Origin of the sequence: Rufibacter sediminis (assembly GCF_014269285.1) — a bacterium.
Lineage (GTDB): Bacteria > Bacteroidota > Bacteroidia > Cytophagales > Hymenobacteraceae > Nibribacter > Nibribacter sediminis.
This window is the reverse complement of record NZ_JACOAF010000021.1, coordinates 200,636-218,877: the sequence shown is the minus strand read 5'-3', so window position 1 is coordinate 218,877 and position 18,242 is coordinate 200,636. Positions and strand designations below refer to the sequence as shown.

Below are 18,242 nucleotides of genomic sequence, written 5' to 3'. Positions count from 1 at the left end.
TTTCTACCGGTGCCACGCACCGCTCAGGAAGCCTATGAATTCTTTATGCCTTTTTGCAGGCAATTGACTTAAAATTCTCCAACATGACTATCCCTTTTCGTACTATATTTTTCTTATCACTAGCTGCTGGCAGCACGGGTTTAACCGGATGCGACGCCTCCAGTACCCCTAAAGAAAGCAAAGTCGCCGTGGCCAATCTGCCGGTAACCCAGCTTATCACCAAAGACACCACCCTGCATCAGGATTATGTTTCTGACATACAGGCGGTGCGCCATGTGGAGATAAGAGCCAAAGTAGGTGGTTTCTTAGAACAAATACTGGTGGACGAAGGCCAGGAGGTAAAAAAAGGCCAGCCCCTGTTCAAGATCAATGCCCAGGAATACCAGTCTGAGTTAGCCAAAGCCAAAGCAAACTTCAACAGTGCTACCGCGGAGGCCATGACCGCCGAGGTGGAGGTAAAACGCGTGCAGATCTTGGTAGAGAAAAAGGTAATTTCTCCTTCTGAGTTACAGATGGCCAAAGCAAAATTGAAAGCGGCCCAGGCCAAAGTGGCCGAGGCCCGCTCGGCGCAGGAGAATGCCGCCGCCCGGGTAGCCTATACCTACATCAAAGCACCCTACAACGGCATCATTGACCGCATTCCTCTCAAGGTGGGCAGCCTGATTGAAGAAGGAACGTTGTTAACCTCCATTTCTGATATCAACACCGTGTACGCCTATTTTGAAGTCTCTGAGAAAGAGTACCTGCAATATGCCAAGGCAGAGCTTTCAGGGAAAGACAATAGACATGGGCAGATCCAACTCATTCTGGCCGACGGCAGCACCTATCCCCATGCCGGCAAGATCGAGACCATGGAAGGAGTGTTTGAGCCCAACACCGGCTCCATCGCATTCCGGGCCAAGTTCCCCAACCCCAATAAACTCCTGAAACACCATTCTTCCGGCAAGGTGAGACTCTTTAATGAAGTAGATAGTGCTTTGCTCTTGCCGCAGAAAGCCGCCTTTGAAATTCAGGACAAGAACTTTGTGTACGTGGTAGGCAAAGACAACAAGGTGAAGACCAGAAGCTTTGAGCCCAAAGCCCGTTTCTCCCATTTCTACATTGTGGAATCTGGCCTGGAGCCGGGGGAAAAGGTGGTCTATGAAGGCGCACAGTCGCTGCGGGAAGGGGCCACCATCGCCCCTGAACTCATCCAGATGGACAGCTTGCTCACCGCCAGCGCCAAATAATCTATTTCTTTCATTCAACCTGTTTCAAAGGAACAGCAGGGACCGGCACGGCCTATTGGCAGGGGCGGTGTCCTGCCATGCCTATGTAAGTATACCGGCAGCCAATTGCCCTTTAGGGAACGTGCAGCTAAGGTTTCCTTTGGGCGGTGACAAGAAAATACTTCCATGTTAAAAATATTTATTGAACGACCAGTGCTCTCACTGGTGATCTCCCTGTTTTTCGTCTTGCTGGGAGTGATGTCCATTATGAACCTGCCGGTCACGCAGTTCCCGGAGATTGTACCGCCTTCGGTCACGGTAACGGCCAAATATACCGGGGCCAATGCCGAGGTTTCTACCAAAGCGGTGGCTACTCCGCTGGAAAGGGCCATTAACGGGGTGCCGGGCATGACTTACATGTCCTCGGTTTCCAGTAACAACGGGGTCACCCTCATTCAGGTGTTCTTCGAGGTGGGCACCGACCCAGATCTGGCCGCGGTGAACGTGCAGAACCGCGTGACCACCGTGTTGGATGAGTTGCCCGAAGAGGTGATTAAAGCCGGGGTAACCACGGAGAAGGAAGTGAACAGCATGCTGCTCTACCTCAACCTCATGAGCGATGATCCCGCCTCAGATGAGAAGTTCGTGTACAACTTTGCAGACATAAACGTGCTGCAGGAACTCAAGCGGATTGATGGGGTGGGCTTCTGTGAAATCATGGGCTCCCGAGACTATTCCATGCGTGTTTGGCTTAAACCCGACCGGCTCCTGGCCTACCAGATTTCGCCTGATGATGTGATTGAGGCCATCAGGGCCCAAAATGTGGAAGCCGCTCCGGGGAAAGTTGGGGAAAGTTCGGGCAGGGCTGAACAGTCGCTGCAATACGTGCTGCGGTACACCGGTAAATTATTTGAGCCGGCCCAGTATGAGAACATTGTGATCAAGGCAGATGAGCAAGGCAACGGTTCTGTGTTGCGTCTGAAAGATGTAGCCGATGTGGAGTTCGGGTCCATGGATTACGGCATGGTTTCCAAAACCGACGGGCGTTTCTCGGCTTCCATCATGATCAAGCAGCGCCCCGGCTCCAACGCAAAGGAGGTGATTGAGAACGTGAAGCTCAAGATGGCGGAACTACAGGAAACCTCCTTCCCGCCGCGCATGAGCTACAACATTGCCTATGATGTTTCCCGCTTTCTGGATGCCTCTATGGAAAAGGTGTTGGTGACTCTGTTAGAGGCCTTTATTCTAGTTTCTATTGTGGTGTTCATCTTCCTGCAGGACTTCCGCTCCACGCTTATTCCTATTCTGGCGGTACCAGTGTCTCTGGTAGGTACCTTCTTTTTCATGGAGATGTTTGGCTTCTCCATTAACCTGCTTACCCTGTTTGCCTTGGTGCTTGCCATTGGTATTGTGGTAGACAATGCCATTGTGGTGGTTGAGGCGGTGCACACCAAGATGCACGAAAAACATCTCTCGGCCAGAAAAGCCACGCTGGAGGCGATGGGGGAGATCAGTGGCGCCATTGTAGCCATCACGCTGGTGATGTCGGCGGTGTTTGTGCCGGTGGCCATGATGACTGGTCCGGTGGGTATCTTCTACCGGCAGTTCTCCATTACCCTGGCTATTTCCATTGTGATCTCCGGGGTGAACGCACTGACACTAACGCCCGCCCTGTGTGCATTGCTGCTGAAAAACACCCATGGGCAGAGCGAGAAAAAAAGCCTGCTGCAACGGTTCTTTGCGGGCTTCAACAAAGGCTACGGTAAAGTGGAAGGAGGCTACAAAAATACGGTGCTGCGCATAGCGGGCAGGTACGCCGTCACGTTGGGGCTATTGCTGTTCTTCCTTTTCAGCACCTGGGGCATTTCCAAAGTTCTCCCCACCGGTTTTATTCCCACCGAAGACCAAGGTATGATTTACGTGAACGTTACCACTCCGCGGGGAGCCACGGTGGAGCGTACTTCTTACGTACTGGACAGAATTCAGCAGGCGGCGCAGAAAATGGAAGCGGTGGAGAACGTGTCTACCCTGGCTGGTTTTAGTTTGTTGACCGATGCGGCCGGAGCTTCTTACGGCATGGGTATGATCAACCTCAAGTCATGGGAAAACCGCAAGGCCTCGGTGGAAGAGATCATTGCCGCCCTTGAAAAGGAGACGAGTGACCTCAAAGATGCCAGCATAGAATATTTCCCGCCGCCCACGGTGCCAGGCTTTGGGAACTCCAGCGGATTTGAGCTGCGCGTTCTGGCCCGGGATAAAACTGCCACCCTAGCGGAGACCGATGAAGTCACGAAGAAATTCATCTCAGCCCTGCAAGAGGCGCCGGAGGTGAGCAGTGCCTTCACCAACTTTGACCCCAACTTCCCGCAGTACCTCATTCACCTGGACCAGGACATGGCTGCCAAAAAAGGAGTCACCGTGGACAATGCCATGAGCACGCTCCAGACCTTGATGGGCAGTTATTATGCCTCCAACTTTATCCGGTTCGGGCAGATGTACAAAGTCATGGTGCAGGCCTCGCCAGATTACCGGGCCAAGCCAGATGATGTGCTCAAAATGTATGTCAAAAACCAATGGGGCGAGATGGTGGCGCTTTCTTCATTTGTGAAGTTGGAGCGCGTGTACGGGCCGGAGCAGTTGACCCGCTACAACATGTACACCTCGGCCATGATCAACGGAAGCGCCGCCCCTGGGTACAGCAGCGGTGATGCCATCAAAGCCATTGAACGGGTGGCCCAGGAGACCTTGCCCCGCGGCTTTACTTTTGAGTGGTCGGGCATGACGCGCGAGGAGATTCTATCGGGTGACCAGACCGTGTACATCTTTATTGTCTGCCTCATTTTTGTGTACCTCTTGCTGGCGGCCCAGTATGAGAGTTTCCTGCTGCCGTTACCGGTCATCCTTTCTTTGCCTACCGGTATTTTCGGGGCATTTCTGGCTTTGCAACTCATGGGCTTGCAGAACAACATCTATGCGCAGGTGGCCTTGGTGATGCTCATTGGACTATTAGGAAAGAATGCCATCCTGATTGTGGAGTTCGCGATCCAGCGGCAGAAAGAGGGTCGTACGGTATTGCAGGCGGCCGTTGATGGTGCCGTGTCCCGTTTCAGACCTATCCTGATGACCTCGCTGGCCTTTGTGGCCGGGCTTATTCCACTGTGTATCGCCACGGGAGCGGGAGCCATGGGCAACCGTTCCATCGGGACCGCCGCGGCGGGCGGAATGCTCATCGGGACCATCTTTGGGGTACTCCTGATCCCGGGTTTGTATGTGCTGTTTGCCTCCATCGGGAAGAAGAAAACCAAAAAAGCACTCCAAACGGCTTAACCTTTTGTATTCATCCATGACTTTAAGCAAAATGCCTTTCAATAAAAAAATATCGTCTTACTTCAGTTGTCTTTTCCTGCTGGGGCTTTTAGCGGGGTGCAAAGCGTCTGAGCCTACGCCTCTGCCGGCTTTGCGGAGCGTACCCACCACTTTCCAGGCCTCTTCAGATTCCACCAGTCTGGCGGATCTTTCCTGGAAAGAGTTTTTCAGAGATCCATTTCTGGTGAACTTGATTGATTCAGCGCTACAGCATAACCCAGATGTACTTAGTGCGGTGCAGCAGGTGGAAATAGCCCGCGCCAATACATTACTCAGCCGCGGGGCTCTTCTGCCGCAAGTGACGGCCATAGGGGCGGCGGGAGTAGAGAAGTTCGGGGATTACACCATGACCGGTGTAGGTAACTTTGACACGAACCTGTCACCTAATATAAATGAAAACCAGAAAGTGTCGCAGCCGCTGGTGCCCGATTATTTCCTGGGTTTGCGCAGTGCCTGGGAAGTGGACCTTTGGGGAAAACTACGCAAAGCTAAGAAAGCAGCGTTCACCCGTTTGATGGCCTCTGAGAAAGGCAAACAACTAGTGACAACCGCCCTTATCTCTGAGGTAGCGCACCAGTACTATTACCTGCTGGCGCTGGACCGGGAGAAAATGATTCTGGAAAACAACATAAAGCTCCAGCAAACGGCTCTGGAGATGGTGAAGGTGCAGAAAGAGGCTGGCAGAGCCACCCAATTGGCCGTTCAGCAGTTTGAGGCGCAACTCCTGAACACCAGAGGATTAAAAGCCGAGAAAGAGCGGGAAATTCAGGCGGTGGAGGGGCAGTTGAACCAGTTGCTGGGCCGGTACCCACAACCCATTGTGCGTAGCCAGACATTGGATGCACAGGAATTGCCTGCCCAGATGAAGGCAGGCGTACCCTCTGATTTGCTCCGCCGCCGCCCTGATATTCAGCAGGCGGAACTGGAACTGCAGGCGGCTCAAGCCGATGTGGCTGCCGCCCGGGCCGCTTTTCTGCCGTCGTTGATGCTCTCTCCGTACGTGGGCTTCAACTCCTTCAATGCCTCCCTGCTCTTCAAACCGGCTTCGGTAGCGTACGGAATCATAGGCGGACTATCTGCGCCTTTGCTGAACCGCTCGGGCATAAAAGCTGATTTCAGAAGAGCCGATGCCGCTAAGATTCAGGCCTACCATGCCTACCAGAAAAGCATTCTGACGGGGGTGCGGGAAGTAATGACCAACCTCCGGGAAATTGAGAACTATCAGCAGGCTTCCGCTTTGAAGGAGCAGGAGGTGAAGGTGCTTCAAAACGCCGTCAGCACGTCCAATGATCTGTTTACTTCGGGGTATGCCAGTTACTTAGAGGTAATTACTGCCCAGCGCGGCGTACTGGAAGCAGAACTCAAACTGGCGGCCACAAAAAGGACTGTTCTACAGTCTACTGTTAATTTATATAGAGCTTTGGGAGGATGCTGGAAATAAGCCTCTTTTTTGAAAGAAAGCTTAAAAGTATAATCCCCGGCGACAGAAAAGTGGCCGGGGATTTTTTTGTTGTAAACGGTAAAACTAATGTTATAGATGGTTCACCTATGATCTGCTTTATGCTGAGTCATCCAGGGAAAAAGCTGATAGCGCTTTAGACTTTCTGCTAATAAAGCTGTTTTAGGTGTAGTTTCGATAAACTGCAACTAAAACGCACCAGCTTCCTTCTGAGCCTGAGGGAAGTGGTTTTGGGCATAAATTGAAGGAGAAAGGCATGAGGCGATTTAGCTGGGTTGCGTTTCTAAACGGCCACTGATCCGCAAGTATAAAGAAGAATAGGACGTTACTCCAAATAAGTGGGGGAGAGAAGAACGATGGCTGATAGTCAGCATGCAAACATTATTCTATAAGTTTGCAGTAGAAGGAACCATGGCTGGGTGTTCAGCCCCGCTTTTGAAACCACGAGAACAGCAGCGATGATTAGAGGCTTCTACATCAAAGGAGGAGAGATTCACTGGGAGAAGAACCCCGAGCGTTTCCATGCCGAGGAGAAAGGGCGCACCATCTGGATTGACTTGCAATCGCCCACCGACCATGAGCAGCGAATGGTGGAGGAGGAGTTTGGCATCGAGTTCTTTACCCAGCAGGAAGCCGCCGAAATTGAAAGCTCCTCCCGTTATTACGAGGACGATGGCATCTTTGAGGCCAACAGTGCCTTTGTCATGCACCAGGAGGGTTCCTACATCACCCGGCAAGTGTCCTTTATCCTGAAAAACGAAATCCTGTTCACACTGCGGCGCACGGAAATGAAGTCTTTTGCCGAAACCGTGCGCAAAATGAAAACCTTCCGCAGCACCACCACCAAGGCCTTCCAGATCTGGTTGTTGCTTCTGGAAACCCAGATTGACTATGACGCCGACTTTATCGAGCTCCTGACCCGCACCACCAACGTGGTAAGTAAGCGGCTGGTGAAAGAGCAGTCCATTGAAGAAGAAATTCTGATCAGAATCACCGAGCTCCAGGAAAACACCATTCTCATCCGGGAAAGCATCGTAGACAAGCAACGCCTGGTATCCTCTCTGCTGCGCAGCTACGCCGTGGAAGAACCCGAGAAAGAACGCCTCCGCACCATCATCAAAGACATCAACTCACTCCTGCAACACACCCAGTTCAGCTTTGAACGCCTGGAATACCTACAGAACACCTTTCTGGGTTTAGTGAACATTGAGCAGAACCAGGTCATTAAGATCTTTACCGTGATGACGGTAGTCTTCATGCCGCCCACCCTCATCGCCAGTATTTACGGGATGAACTTCAACGTGATGCCGGAACTGCGCTGGGTAGCGGGCTATCCGTTCGCCCTCGGCATGATGGTGCTTTCCTCTCTAGCCTTTCTCTGGTACTTCAAACGGAAGAAATGGCTTTAAGCATGATTACCGGCAGAGATCGTCATTAGTAAATTCTCTTGTAAACGCCTGTACCTAAACGTGCCTTTTTTCGCTTCTTTTAAGAAAAATAGCCCCAAAACCCTGCCTTTGACAGGTACTTTATCTCAATGGTGTGAGCTCCCAATGGTACTACTCATTACCAATGGTGCATAATAACTTCATTTCTGTGACGTAGATCAACTGACATAATATAATAGTTGGTTTCCTCAACCTCTCCAACCTTGATCGGCTTTAAAAGCTAAATAGATAATTAATTTAGGTCATGTTGTCCCACTATGGCTTACTATGGTGCGGAAGTTACTTCCGTGACTTTCTTACCAAACTGAGGTTCATAAGCTTCACATAACAAATTATTTACCTATTCGCCGTTGTTGGTGTTCTCACCAACAACCATGACTGCCGCTCCAATGAGTTCTCAATCTTCGCTTATGATCAGAATGTGCTACTCTTCCTGCAGGTCTTCGGCTAAATCCGTGGTTTCCTCCTCGTTTAGAAACTCCGCTTGTTCGGGGATCAGTTGATGGATGAACGCTTGCTGGGCAGGTTCATAGATGAGCTCGCCCCGGTTCAGGAAGCGGTTGGCGTCCATCATGACCTCGTAGATGGGCGTGTGCACGTGTTTTGGGATTTTGAAGATGCGCTCGTCCCGTTTGTCAAAAGGCGTGGGTACTTTGGCATCGAACAAGAAAGGAAGCAGGGTTTTGGAGCAACTCAGGGCGATGCGGTGGATCTCGTGCTGCTGGAAATATTCCTGCAATCGGCCGTTGATGTTCTCAAAGAATTCCTCCGTTTCACCTAAACGCACTCTGGAACCGGCCCGTGATTTCCCCTTCGTCTTGAGGTACTTGATCTGGCTTTTGCCTTGTTTTTTGCGCACCATGTACGACCTGAATACCTTGTGGTTCAGGCTCACACCGTCCTCAAAATAGCCCATCGCGCAGTTGCCCGCCTGAATCAACACCACCACATAGTGAACCGGTCCAGGAGTTGGTAAGGTAAGCTGCCGGAGGGGAGGAGTGCTGAGCGGTAAGCGGAAAATCACCTGTTCGTTTCCTTGCGCGTCTAGCAGCAGGAGGCGGTGTTTCTCATAGTCATACTGCGCTGGTAATCCCAAATCCAGAATCTTTTGGAGAAGCTGTTCGGCAGTGGCACGGGAAAGAAATCGGTTCATACAGGCAATTTAGGCAGGAGCGGCGATTTGGGTTTGTCAAAGATACGCAAAGCAAGAAGGCCAAAGAAGCTGCGCCATCACGTTGCTTCTTTGGCCTTCTTTGGCTCCAACTTCTAAAAAGGAGTTCGAAAACAGGGTATTATCGAAAAAGCCGCGACTCAAATTCCTTTCCGAGGCCCTTTTTACTTGTTTTTGCTTTGCTTGCGTTGCCTATTTTCCTCGTGCATGCGCTGGCGGACGCCGTCCTCTACGCCTCGGCCGGTCTGCATGGGTTCATGGGCGGCTCCCGAGGTGTTAGGTCCCGGAGCCGCGTTCCGCATCTGTGATCGATGAATCACATTGCCCGACAGCCACTCAGAAAAGCGGGGAAGGTAGCGGTGCATTACCCAGGTGCTCTTCGCTTTCCAGCCCACCGGTTTTTCATGACGACCGCGCAACGAGGCCCGGATGGTGGCATTCACCACCTTGCTGGGCGGGTCCATGATGGCCATGCGGGCGGTCTTGCCGGAGTAATTAGCCGAATGTCCCCAGAATGGAGTATCAACTGCCCAGGGCTCTACCGTCACTACGCGTATGTTTTTCTTCAGTCCGCTGAGGCGGAGTTCCTGGTTGATGGCTTGCCCCAGGTTCAGGATTCCGCCTTTGGTGGCGGCGTAAGAAGCATGGTACGCCAGCGGGTTCACACTCTCCACTGAGCCCATGTTGATGAGGGTGCCGTAGCCCTGCGCCTTGAATTGATTGATGGCGGCGTGGCTTCCGTAAATGAACCCTTTTAGGTTGATGTCCACAATGCGGGCTTGGTCTTCAATGGGAATCTCCCAGAAACGCCCAATGGCCCCTACGCCGGCCATGTTGATCCAGACGTCAATCTTGCCATATTGCTGCAACGCAGCCTGGGTTAAGCGCTGTACATCCTTGGGTTTGCTGATGTCCATGGGTACCACCAAGGCCGTTCCGCCCGCGGCTCTTATCTTGGTGGCAATTTCTTCCAGTAACTCCCCGCGCCGGGCCGCCAATACCACGTTGGCTTTGTAGGCACCCAATTGCTCGGCCACGCCGCGCCCGAATCCGCTGGAAGCACCCACTATCACAAAGGTCTTGCCTGCCACTTTCTTCTGTCCGCTGGAACCCAACTCAGACGTAGCGCAGCCGCCCAGCCAAAAGGAAAGCAGCACCAACAGTAAACCAGTATATCTAGGAAAAGACCGAGCTTTGCTCAACCGCTTGCCCGATGTGATGGGCGTAATTGCCCGAACCGGCAGAGGCGTTTTCACCGGTTTAGCGGTTTCTTTCCATAGCGGTGATTCGGGACTGTTTTTAAGAAAATGCGAGGATTCGAATAAGGAATAATGGGGTAGAAGTCTCATGTGCATAGCGGAGTAAGGATTGTTGTAGAAGCCCTAAGAGCCTCTCTTACATTCTTTACCTTCACGAAATTATGCGTAAGAAGTTATACGTATTCTACTCCGTACATATTCAAACACCCTTCTGCACAGGAGGCTCTCCCAACCATTTCGCAGCAATTTTCGGGAAACCGGCTTTGAAACAGCTTCCACCAATTACTAGCGAATTTCTAAGTAAGGCTCAGAAAGTCTTCCATTTTTTTCCTGCTGGATTTTGGCCTTTTTGGTAAAATCAGCCTCAAAACGGTGCCCGCACCTTAATGCCTAATGACGACTTTACGGGTACTGTACTTGCCTTGTGCATCTGTGATTTTCAAAAAGTAGGTACCGGAGGCGAGGGAAGCGGTAGGCAGTTTCATGCTTCTGGAAAAAGTTGTTTTGCTTACCACCGTTCCTACGCTGCTGCTTAATTCCAGAGAAAGCTGGCCGGGCAAGGTGGTTTCCAGCACCAGGTACGCGTTGGCCGGATTAGGATACACGTTCAGTTTTCCGGCATCCAGTTCTCCTTTGCTCCCCGTTACCCCGCCGGTGTACACCGAGTTCTCATAAACCTTGGCGGTGTCCTGGTTAGAAATATAGATGTTGTCAAACCAAAGTTTGGTCTGGCCCAGGTCCCCGTGTTCGGCGGTGATTTCCAGGCGGTCAATGCTGGACCAGTCAAATTTACCTTCGGGGTTATGCCAGGCATTGTTGTCCCAGGAGCCTTGTTCAGTGAAGCTGCTCAAAGGCAAACGCACGTGGTGCCAGCGGCCATCAAACGGTACTTGCTGGGCACTCAAGGTCACTACATTGCGCCAGGGGTGGTCAGAAGGGTCTGTGGTTTTAGTGTCCAGAAAACGGATGTCTACGCTGGTGGCGGGAGCGGTGCCCCTGAACAGGAAATCAAGCGCGTAGCCTTCCTGCTTCAATAAAGATAAATCCTGGTCGGGCTGAAAGTCAAACGCAATGCTGCTGTACCGTTCAGCGTTGGCCCAAGCCAGACTGTAGCGCCCGTTGTTTGGTTTTTGATCGGCGTAAAAATTCAGCGTACCGGCGCCGTAGCTGGCGTTTCTGATGTCTTTTCCTAAAAAGTCGGTGTAAACGGCGAACCCGCTGGTTCTGGGTTGTTTCACATACGGGGTCTGCGGCGGCACGGTGAAGCCCAGCGCCTGCAGGAGCGGTACATTCAGGTCGTGCTGGAACAGGTCAGAGCCGCCCCGGTTGAACAGCCCGAAGTCGCCGTGGTAGTCCCAGGTGGTCCAGGCAATGCCTTTCTCTTCTAGGTAACGGCGCACGGTATCGTACCAGAACACGCGGTCAGCGGGACGGCTGTTGGGCATGAACACGCCAAACTCACCGCAGAACACCGGCACGTTGCGCGTCTGCTGAAAAGCGACGGCGATGTCCAGGAGTTGTTTCACTTTGGCTACGGTGCCTTCCTGCGGATAGTTTTGATAAGCGCTTTCCAGCCAGGTGCCGCGCAAACTGGTGGGGAGGGAGGGCATGTCCTGGGCCCGGTAGGGAAACGGCACGTTGGCCAGCGGCCCCAGCGAAGGCACTTGCCAGGTAGCTCCCTGGTGGGTGAACAGGAAAGGATCGTAGAAGTGAAACGTGTAGATGAGCTTGTTATCTGGGTACACCGGCAGTTGGGCCAGGTTCTGGTAGCTGTTGAAATTGGTGGCTCCCACAATCAGCGTGTGGCGGGTGTCCTGCCGCCGGATGGCCTGAATGATGCGGCCTTGAATGGCATTCCACTGGGAGTCTGAGATGCCGTGCGGTTCGTTCAGAATTTCAAAGTACAGGCGGTCTGAGCGGTCTTTGTAGTGCTGCGCCATCTGAGTCCAGGTTTTCTCCAGAACCCCTTCCACCTGCGGCTGGGTGTCGGCGATGGGGTCAAAGGAGTGGTTGTCCAGGATGAGGTGCAGGTTCAGGTCCTCGGCCCAGGTCACCGCCTCGTCCAGAAACGACAGAAAGAGCGGGTCCAGAGTGTGGGCCGGAGCGCCTTTGGTCATAGCATGCAGGTTGATAGGTAACCGGATCACATCCACGCCCAGGCTCTTGATCTGCTCGAAATCCTGTTTAGTGTAGCGCGAAAACTGAATCTCACGGGCGCTGTTCGCCTGAAACCAGTTTGTCAGGTTTACGCCTTTCTTGAACGGAGCTTCCTGGGCCAATACGGGAAAAGAGCTTAAAAACAGGAGCAGGAGGGGAGTAAGCAAAAGCCAGAGGCTGGTGTTCTGTTGATTTCGTCTGGGTGTATTCATGGGGGCGCTTTCGGCTTTAGTTTTCAACTACTTACTCCTTGGTTAGTAAAGCTAACTAATTTTTCAAAGAAGATACTACTTTCTCATCGGCGCTATTTTTTAGCCTCTGATTCCGCTCTGTTTTAAGCTTGTTTTCGTAAAAAGAAGCTTAAAACCAGTATGTTAACGGCGAACGAAAATGCCGATAGTACCAGAACGCTTCCCCTCAATATTTCCAATTCAGAAAGTGCCTTTAGGATCACTCACCGTAGCCGAACCAAACTAGTATGATTGCTGAATACGCCCATTACTTGCACCATGAACCGGTCATCGTTCCGGACTCCTATTTGCCGCCTCCGGTGCTCACGTATAGTCAGCAGCGTAGAAAGTGGATCCTGGAGAACACCTATCTCTACCAAGGCGACGGGTTTACTTTAACGGTGCCGGCAGGGTACGCCTTTGATCTGGCCTCGGTGCCCCGAGCCGTCTGGTGGGCCATTGCTCCGTTTGAGCTCTCCATTGTGGCCCCGCTCGTGCATGACTTTCTCTATGATTACGGCGGCGAGCTCCCTGCACCGGCAGTGTACCCTTACCGGGTGTTCACCCGCCGCCAAGCCGATTACCTGTTTCTGGAGATCATGCGCCGCGAAGGAGTGGCTGAACTCAAAGCCCGCATCGCCTTCAATGCCGTTCGGGCCGCCGGTTGGATCGGCTGGAAAGGCCGGGGTGAGCCCGATGACGAAAACTCCTTGCTGTTTATGCCTTTGTCCTGAAGTGGGTGGTATTCCTTCGGAGATGTTTATAGGAAGGCTTTAGATAAGAGTACTTCCTCCGATAAGCATCAAAGAGTTGTGAACCCAAAGAGCGTGACTATACAGGAGAATACATTTCGCAGATTACCATCAAGCCTTTGCAATTAGAAGAATATATAGAATATATTCCATCAGTACTTTGTAGATCTGCAGGTGTAAACACCCCTCTTTGCTCCCCTCAAGGGGAGAATCTTCAAGAGAGAAGCCAATTGTAGATTAGGATAGTTCAGTATGGTGTTTTGGGTGTCGTTTTGAAAAAATGCAGCTTAATCGCTAGAGTTGTTGGCATCTTACCCAATGAAGGCTTCGGTAACACACAATGAAGCTTTTTATTGTTTCGGTGCTTTTGCAAACAGCAGGAAATGCTGTATGGGCAGGAAGTTTTCGCGGCGGGAGAGGGTGAATCCGTTCGCGCGGAGTTCTTTGTTAACCTGGGTCACGCTCATCTTGTGCAGTTCTTTGATGGGAACGGTGGGATCTTCGGCCCGGTACTCCAGCAGCAGCAGTTTGCCGGTTGGTTTCAAGGCTCGGTGCAGCGCCTGCAGCATTTCGCAGGGGTATTCCAGTTCGTGGTACACGTCTACCATGATGGCCAGATCCAGCGAAGCTGCCGGAAGGTTCGGCGATTGGGCGCTTCCTTGCACGACAGTCACATTGGTAAGCCCCAACTCCTGGGCTCGATTCTTTAAAGCCGAAATAAATTCATTCTGCACTTCCACGGCATACACCTTTCCTTGCGGTACCTGCTGCGCTATCCGGAAGGTGTAGTATCCCGTTCCGGCTCCTACATCGGCGACCACACTGGTGGGGAGCAGGTCTAGTTTCTGAATGGCCGCCGTTACGTTTTCTTCCTCCTGCCGGGTATCGCGCTCCAGCCACTCACCTCCCGAGGCTGACATCACGTGCGCTATTTCGCGGCCCAGGTACACCTTGCCGGTGCCATCGGGATGGGCGGGTTTGCTTGAATAACCGCTGGTGCCGGCTCCCTTGCTTTTCAGTTGTTGCGAATCACAGGCGGGTAGAAGTCCAAGTAGAGCCCCCCAACAAAGAAGGACAGCGGCATGAAACAGGCGTTTCGCGGGCATAAGTAGTAAAGATGGTATTGTGTAGTAACCCGTGCCGATTCCAATTGTTTTGCTTGATAGGCAGTTCAGTTTCAATAGGAAAAGCTTCCGAAGGCTGGTGCTGTGCTGAAATCAGAAGCTGCGAGGTGTGGAAAAAATGCCCGGCTATCACCAGTTATTGCCTGGAAAGCCGCTGCCAGATTTCGTTTACTTTGCCGCCGGTGCTGCTGAGGCCGGTGTGGTGCCAGTTCCCGTCCTTGACTTCGTACTGAAAGCTGAGTTGCACGCCTACCCGGCTGTTGTCTCGGGAGAAGAACTCGATGTGCTCAGTGTAGGTGCCATTCTGGGCGGTGTACGTGCCGCCACCCGTACCCGAGAAAGCCACGGTTTCAGAGTTGAAGGCGATCCACTGGAACCGTTCACCGGACAAAATCTTGATGGTCTTCCGGGGGCCAGGCACCATCGGGTTCATGGTACCGTCTTGTCCGGCCCGGCTGCTGATGCGCCAGGCTCCCTGGAGCGGAGAAGCTGGGTTTTGCTCCGGGGTTTTCTCCCAGGTCTGCAGCGCAGCAGTTGCGCCACTCACCATCTGGAGCTGCCATTTCCCGTTCTTTTTGGTAAAACTGCCCGTAAACGCACTCCCCACTTTGGTGCTGTCAAAGGTGTTGAATTCGTATTTGGCGTTCAGTTTACCATTCGCAACGGTGTACGTGCCGCCGTACGTCCCGATGAACTTCTTACCGGCTTTATCAAAATGGGCGACTGCAAAAAAGCCATCGGCCAGGGTCTGCACCATCGTAGGGGTGCCTTGCTCTTTAGTGGTACCCACCAATTGCCACGCGCCTTCCAGTTCATTCTCCGAGGGAGTAGCCTGGTAGAAAGAAACCTTAGCTGAAGAAGGAGTTTTCGTCACTCCAATTGGCCAGGAAGAACCATTCCAAAGCAGCAGACCGAAGCTACACAGGAAATACAGAGTTGGGATGTACAGTAGAGTCATAGGAGGGAAAGTGTAGGTTTGAATACGATGGATAAGTTGCTTGTTCAAAGTCTTCTACGAAGGATTACCTGTGAAGGTGTTTTAAGCCTGTTTTTCAGAAAAGAAGCGCAAAACGGTTTTTCAGATGCAGTTAAAAGCAACTCATTTTCTCCTTTTGTAAGAACCAGCCGCAGGGCCATTCCATTTCAAAATTCCCTGGTTCAAATAATTCAGCTTTGACCCACTTTGGGCATAAATTCTTGATTTTAGAAAGGCGAACTCTCAGGAAAATGCCTTTGCCGAATAGGACAGCATAGGTCATGAATAAGAAACATCTCTGCCCTTTAATCGAAGGTAAGCAAATAGTGTCATGTACTGTCAGGAGCACAATTCAGAAGGTAGACTGTATCAATAAGTCGCGCAGAGCTCTATAGGTATGTAACCTCTTGATCGTCTCCCAAAGTATGACGATAGAAGTTTTAGATATTGAACCCCACTACGCTAATAGACTATCGAGAGGCTCCTTTGAGGCTGTCGCCTCACTGAAGTTGAAAACTTCAGCCCATAATAGGTCCAAGTTGAAAATTTGAACCAGAGATTTGAAAGAGTGTGACGGCCCAAGTATTCAAGTGCGTCTTTCAAAAGGCGACTGCAACAGGGGGCTTTAAAAAGGTAGCTGCTAACCTTTTCCAGAAGCTAATAGAAGTAGAATTTCCTCCATGATCATCCTGGTACAGGTATCCTCTCAAGACAGACGCGAACAGTCAATTTCAGCCGTGGGCGTGACGTACTGCCATTTTTTTCTTACTTTAGCCTAGCGTGGAGAACTCATGTCTGACACAAACAAGCTAACAAACCCCTTATTCCTGCTCTTTCGGTAAACCTAGATCCATGGAAAAATTAATTACCAGCATCAATGATGTTGTTTGGAGTAACGCTTTGATTGTCCTCTGCCTGGGAACAGGTATTTACTTTTCGGTGAGAACCAGATTTTTGCAGGTTCGGTATTTCCGGGAGATGATTCGCCTGCTTTTTGCCAATAAATCCTCAGAAACGGGGGTGAGTTCGTTTCAGGCATTCTCCATCGCCATTGCTGGTCGGGTGGGGACGGGGAACATTGCCGGGGTAGCCACGGCCATTGCCATGGGCGGACCGGGTGCTATTTTCTGGATGTGGATGATCGCTTTTCTGGGCAGCGCCTCGGCGTTTATAGAGGCCACGCTGGGCCAGATGTACAAAGAAGTGAAAGACGGGCAGTACCGGGGCGGACCTGCCTTCTACATTGAGAAAGGCTTGGGCATTAAATGGTACGCGGTGGTATTTGCCGTGGCCACTATCCTCAGCATGACCTTGTTGTTGCCGGGCGTGCAGAGCAACAGCATTGCCTTGGGCATGAAAAACGCGTTTCCTATTGATCCGGCCATTACGGGTGGTGCCGTGACGTTGGTGCTGGGCCTCATCATCTTTGGTGGCGTGAAACGGATTGGCAAAGTAGCCGAGATCCTGGTGCCGTTTATGGCGGGCGCGTACATTCTCATGGCTTTGATCATCATCGGGATGAACATCACGCAGGTGCCGGCCGTGTTCAGTTTGATTATCCGCTCGGCCTTTGACCTGGAGCCTGCCTTTGGCGGGGTGTTCGGGATGGCGGTCAGCTGGGGCGTGAAGCGCGGCATCTATTCCAACGAGGCCGGACAGGGAACGGCCCCGCACGCTGCGGCCGCGGCGGAGGTGGATCATCCGGTAAAACAAGGCCTGGTGCAGGCGTTCAGTGTGTACGTAGATACGCTGTTTGTGTGTACCGCCACGGCTTTCATGATCTTGTTTACCGGCCAGTACAACGTCCTGAACCCCGAAGGCGGTTTCCTGGTAGAGAATTTGCCGGGTACGCCTATTGGTTCTGAATACACGCAGCAGGCGGTGAACACCCACTTCCCTGATCTGGGCGGCGGATTTGTGGCCATTGCGCTGATGCTGTTTGCCTTTACCACCATCATGGCCTATTACTACATTGCGGAAACTAACCTGAGCTATCTTACCAAAAAAGGCACGAACAAATGGTTGCTGACGCTACTGCGGTTGACAATACTGGGCGCTACGTTCCTGGGATCGGTGAAGACCGCCGAGATGGCCTGGGCGCTGGGCGACATTGGGGTGGGTGTAATGGCCTGGCTCAACATCATCGCTATTCTGCTGCTGCAGAAACCGGCGCTGCGAGCCCTTAAAGATTACCAGGCGCAGCGCAAAGCCGGACTAGATCCGGTGTTTGATGCGGGTAAACTGGACATCAAAAACACCGAAGAGTGGGAAGTGCCGCAGAAAGTGGCCTCGGTGTAAGACAGCAGTTCAACTGATTATTTTTAATCTTATCAAGTCAGAGCTAAGGAAGATGCTTCCTTAGCTCTGACTTCTTTCTTTACAGCTCTGTATGAAGGTGCTTACTTCCAACTTGCAGTATTTTGTGGTGCAGAAAGCCCGCCTCTCCAACAAAGAAGCCGTGCATTGCATTGTCTCAGGGCGGGTGCTGGTGAACGGACAGAAGGGCCAGTTGCAGCAAACCCTCCTCCCGCAAGACGAGGTGCAGCTAGACGGACAGCTACTCAAAGCACCCCAGCAATTTACGTACCTGGCCTACTACAAACCCCGCGGCATAGAATCTACCCTCAACCCCGCTATTGAGAACAATCTGGCACAGGCCCTGAACCTGAACGTCCGGGTGTTCCCGGTAGGGCGGCTGGACAAGGAATCGGAAGGGCTGATGCTGCTCACCAACGACGGTGCCCTCTACAACCGCATAGCTAATGCTGAAAGCCACCAGGATAAGGAATACCTGGTGACGGTAGACAAGCCTTTAACACCCGAAGCGCTGCAGCAACTAGCATCCGGGGTGGTGATCATGGGCCAGAAAACCCGGCCTGCCCAGGTGCAGCAAACAGGAGAGAAGACGTTTTCCATTGTGCTCACTCAGGGACTCAACCGGCAGATCCGGCGCATGTGCTACAAACTGGAATATGAGGTAGAGCGGTTGGTGCGGGTACGGATGGTGAATCTAGAGGTAGGGGAGCTGCAGCCAGGTGAATGGCGGGAGATAAACAAAGATGTAATTGATTGTGGAATATAAAGGTTCAAGG

At 52.1% G+C, this 18,242-nt stretch carries 12 protein-coding genes; 7 read left to right on the top strand and 5 right to left on the bottom strand.

Annotated features, from left to right (window positions below):
* Nucleotides 1-83 precede the first annotated feature (83 nt).
* From H7U12_RS09205 to corA, 4 genes are all read left to right on the top strand, one after another.
* Nucleotides 84-1,229: an efflux RND transporter periplasmic adaptor subunit gene (locus H7U12_RS09205; RefSeq protein WP_186636375.1), complete on the top strand. Its 1,146-nt coding sequence runs from the start codon at nucleotides 84-86 to the stop codon at nucleotides 1,227-1,229.
* Between the two features lie 165 nt (nucleotides 1,230-1,394).
* Entirely contained in the window at nucleotides 1,395-4,535 is a 3,141-nt protein-coding gene (locus H7U12_RS09200) for an efflux RND transporter permease subunit (protein WP_186636372.1), read from the top strand.
* Nucleotides 4,536-4,566: 31 nt separating this feature from the next.
* Nucleotides 4,567-6,015 carry an efflux transporter outer membrane subunit gene (locus tag H7U12_RS09195; protein WP_186636369.1) on the top strand — a complete coding sequence of 483 codons (1,449 nt, stop codon included), beginning with the start codon at nucleotides 4,567-4,569 and terminating at the stop codon, nucleotides 6,013-6,015.
* A gap of 476 nt (nucleotides 6,016-6,491) precedes the next feature.
* Entirely contained in the window at nucleotides 6,492-7,442 is a 951-nt protein-coding gene (gene corA, locus H7U12_RS09190) for a magnesium/cobalt transporter CorA (protein WP_186636366.1), read from the top strand.
* A 463-nt stretch (nucleotides 7,443-7,905) separates the two neighbouring features.
* On the opposite strand, the gene H7U12_RS09185 is transcribed toward corA, so the two are convergent.
* From H7U12_RS09185 to H7U12_RS09175, 3 genes are all read right to left on the bottom strand, one after another.
* Nucleotides 7,906-8,634 (bottom strand): hypothetical protein, encoded by a 729-nt coding sequence (locus tag H7U12_RS09185; RefSeq protein ID WP_186636363.1) that lies wholly within the window; start codon nucleotides 8,632-8,634, stop codon nucleotides 7,906-7,908.
* Between the two features lie 182 nt (nucleotides 8,635-8,816).
* Complete coding sequence (locus H7U12_RS09180) at nucleotides 8,817-9,908, bottom strand: SDR family NAD(P)-dependent oxidoreductase (protein ID WP_206683904.1); 1,092 nt, start codon at nucleotides 9,906-9,908, stop codon at nucleotides 8,817-8,819.
* A 386-nt stretch (nucleotides 9,909-10,294) separates the two neighbouring features.
* Entirely contained in the window at nucleotides 10,295-12,280 is a 1,986-nt protein-coding gene (locus H7U12_RS09175) for a cellulase family glycosylhydrolase (RefSeq protein ID WP_186636357.1), read from the bottom strand.
* Nucleotides 12,281-12,546: 266 nt separating this feature from the next.
* Here H7U12_RS09175 and H7U12_RS09170 point away from each other — a divergent pair, with 266 nt between their 5' ends.
* Complete coding sequence (locus tag H7U12_RS09170; RefSeq protein WP_186636354.1) at nucleotides 12,547-13,032, top strand: DUF1353 domain-containing protein; 486 nt, start codon at nucleotides 12,547-12,549, stop codon at nucleotides 13,030-13,032.
* A 368-nt stretch (nucleotides 13,033-13,400) separates the two neighbouring features.
* Here the strand turns inward: H7U12_RS09170 and H7U12_RS09165 are convergent, their stop codons facing one another.
* Together H7U12_RS09165 and H7U12_RS09160 are read right to left on the bottom strand one after the other, a co-directional pair.
* The gene (locus H7U12_RS09165; protein ID WP_186636351.1) at nucleotides 13,401-14,156 is read right to left on the bottom strand and encodes a class I SAM-dependent methyltransferase; all 756 of its coding nucleotides are present in this window, start codon (nucleotides 14,154-14,156) and stop codon (nucleotides 13,401-13,403) included.
* A 154-nt stretch (nucleotides 14,157-14,310) separates the two neighbouring features.
* Entirely contained in the window at nucleotides 14,311-15,132 is an 822-nt protein-coding gene (locus H7U12_RS09160; protein ID WP_186636348.1) for a membrane or secreted protein, read from the bottom strand.
* An 870-nt stretch (nucleotides 15,133-16,002) separates the two neighbouring features.
* Here H7U12_RS09160 and H7U12_RS09155 point away from each other — a divergent pair.
* Nucleotides 16,003-17,448, top strand: coding sequence for an alanine/glycine:cation symporter family protein (locus tag H7U12_RS09155; protein WP_186636345.1), 1,446 nt, complete (start codon nucleotides 16,003-16,005; stop codon nucleotides 17,446-17,448).
* 91 nt (nucleotides 17,449-17,539) lie between these two features.
* Nucleotides 17,540-18,232 (top strand): pseudouridine synthase, encoded by a 693-nt coding sequence (locus H7U12_RS09150; protein ID WP_186636341.1) that lies wholly within the window; start codon nucleotides 17,540-17,542, stop codon nucleotides 18,230-18,232.
* Nucleotides 18,233-18,242: the final 10 nt, after the last annotated feature.

Excerpts from the sequence above, each read along its gene's own strand:
- corA (WP_186636366.1), top strand. The coding sequence starts at position 6,492 with ATGATTAGAGGCTTCTACATCAAAGGAGGAGAGATTCACTGGGAGAAG.
- H7U12_RS09160 (WP_186636348.1), bottom strand. The coding sequence starts at position 15,132 with ATGACTCTACTGTACATCCCAACTCTGTATTTCCTGTGTAGCTTCGGT.
- H7U12_RS09195 (WP_186636369.1), top strand. The coding sequence starts at position 4,567 with ATGCCTTTCAATAAAAAAATATCGTCTTACTTCAGTTGTCTTTTCCTG.
- H7U12_RS09170 (WP_186636354.1), top strand. The coding sequence starts at position 12,547 with ATGATTGCTGAATACGCCCATTACTTGCACCATGAACCGGTCATCGTT.
- H7U12_RS09200 (WP_186636372.1), top strand. The coding sequence starts at position 1,395 with ATGTTAAAAATATTTATTGAACGACCAGTGCTCTCACTGGTGATCTCC.
- H7U12_RS09155 (WP_186636345.1), top strand. The coding sequence starts at position 16,003 with ATGGAAAAATTAATTACCAGCATCAATGATGTTGTTTGGAGTAACGCT.
- H7U12_RS09185 (WP_186636363.1), bottom strand. The coding sequence starts at position 8,634 with ATGAACCGATTTCTTTCCCGTGCCACTGCCGAACAGCTTCTCCAAAAG.
- H7U12_RS09165 (WP_186636351.1), bottom strand. The coding sequence starts at position 14,156 with ATGCCCGCGAAACGCCTGTTTCATGCCGCTGTCCTTCTTTGTTGGGGG.
- H7U12_RS09150 (WP_186636341.1), top strand. The coding sequence starts at position 17,540 with ATGAAGGTGCTTACTTCCAACTTGCAGTATTTTGTGGTGCAGAAAGCC.
- H7U12_RS09205 (WP_186636375.1), top strand. The coding sequence starts at position 84 with ATGACTATCCCTTTTCGTACTATATTTTTCTTATCACTAGCTGCTGGC.
- H7U12_RS09175 (WP_186636357.1), bottom strand. The coding sequence starts at position 12,280 with ATGAATACACCCAGACGAAATCAACAGAACACCAGCCTCTGGCTTTTG.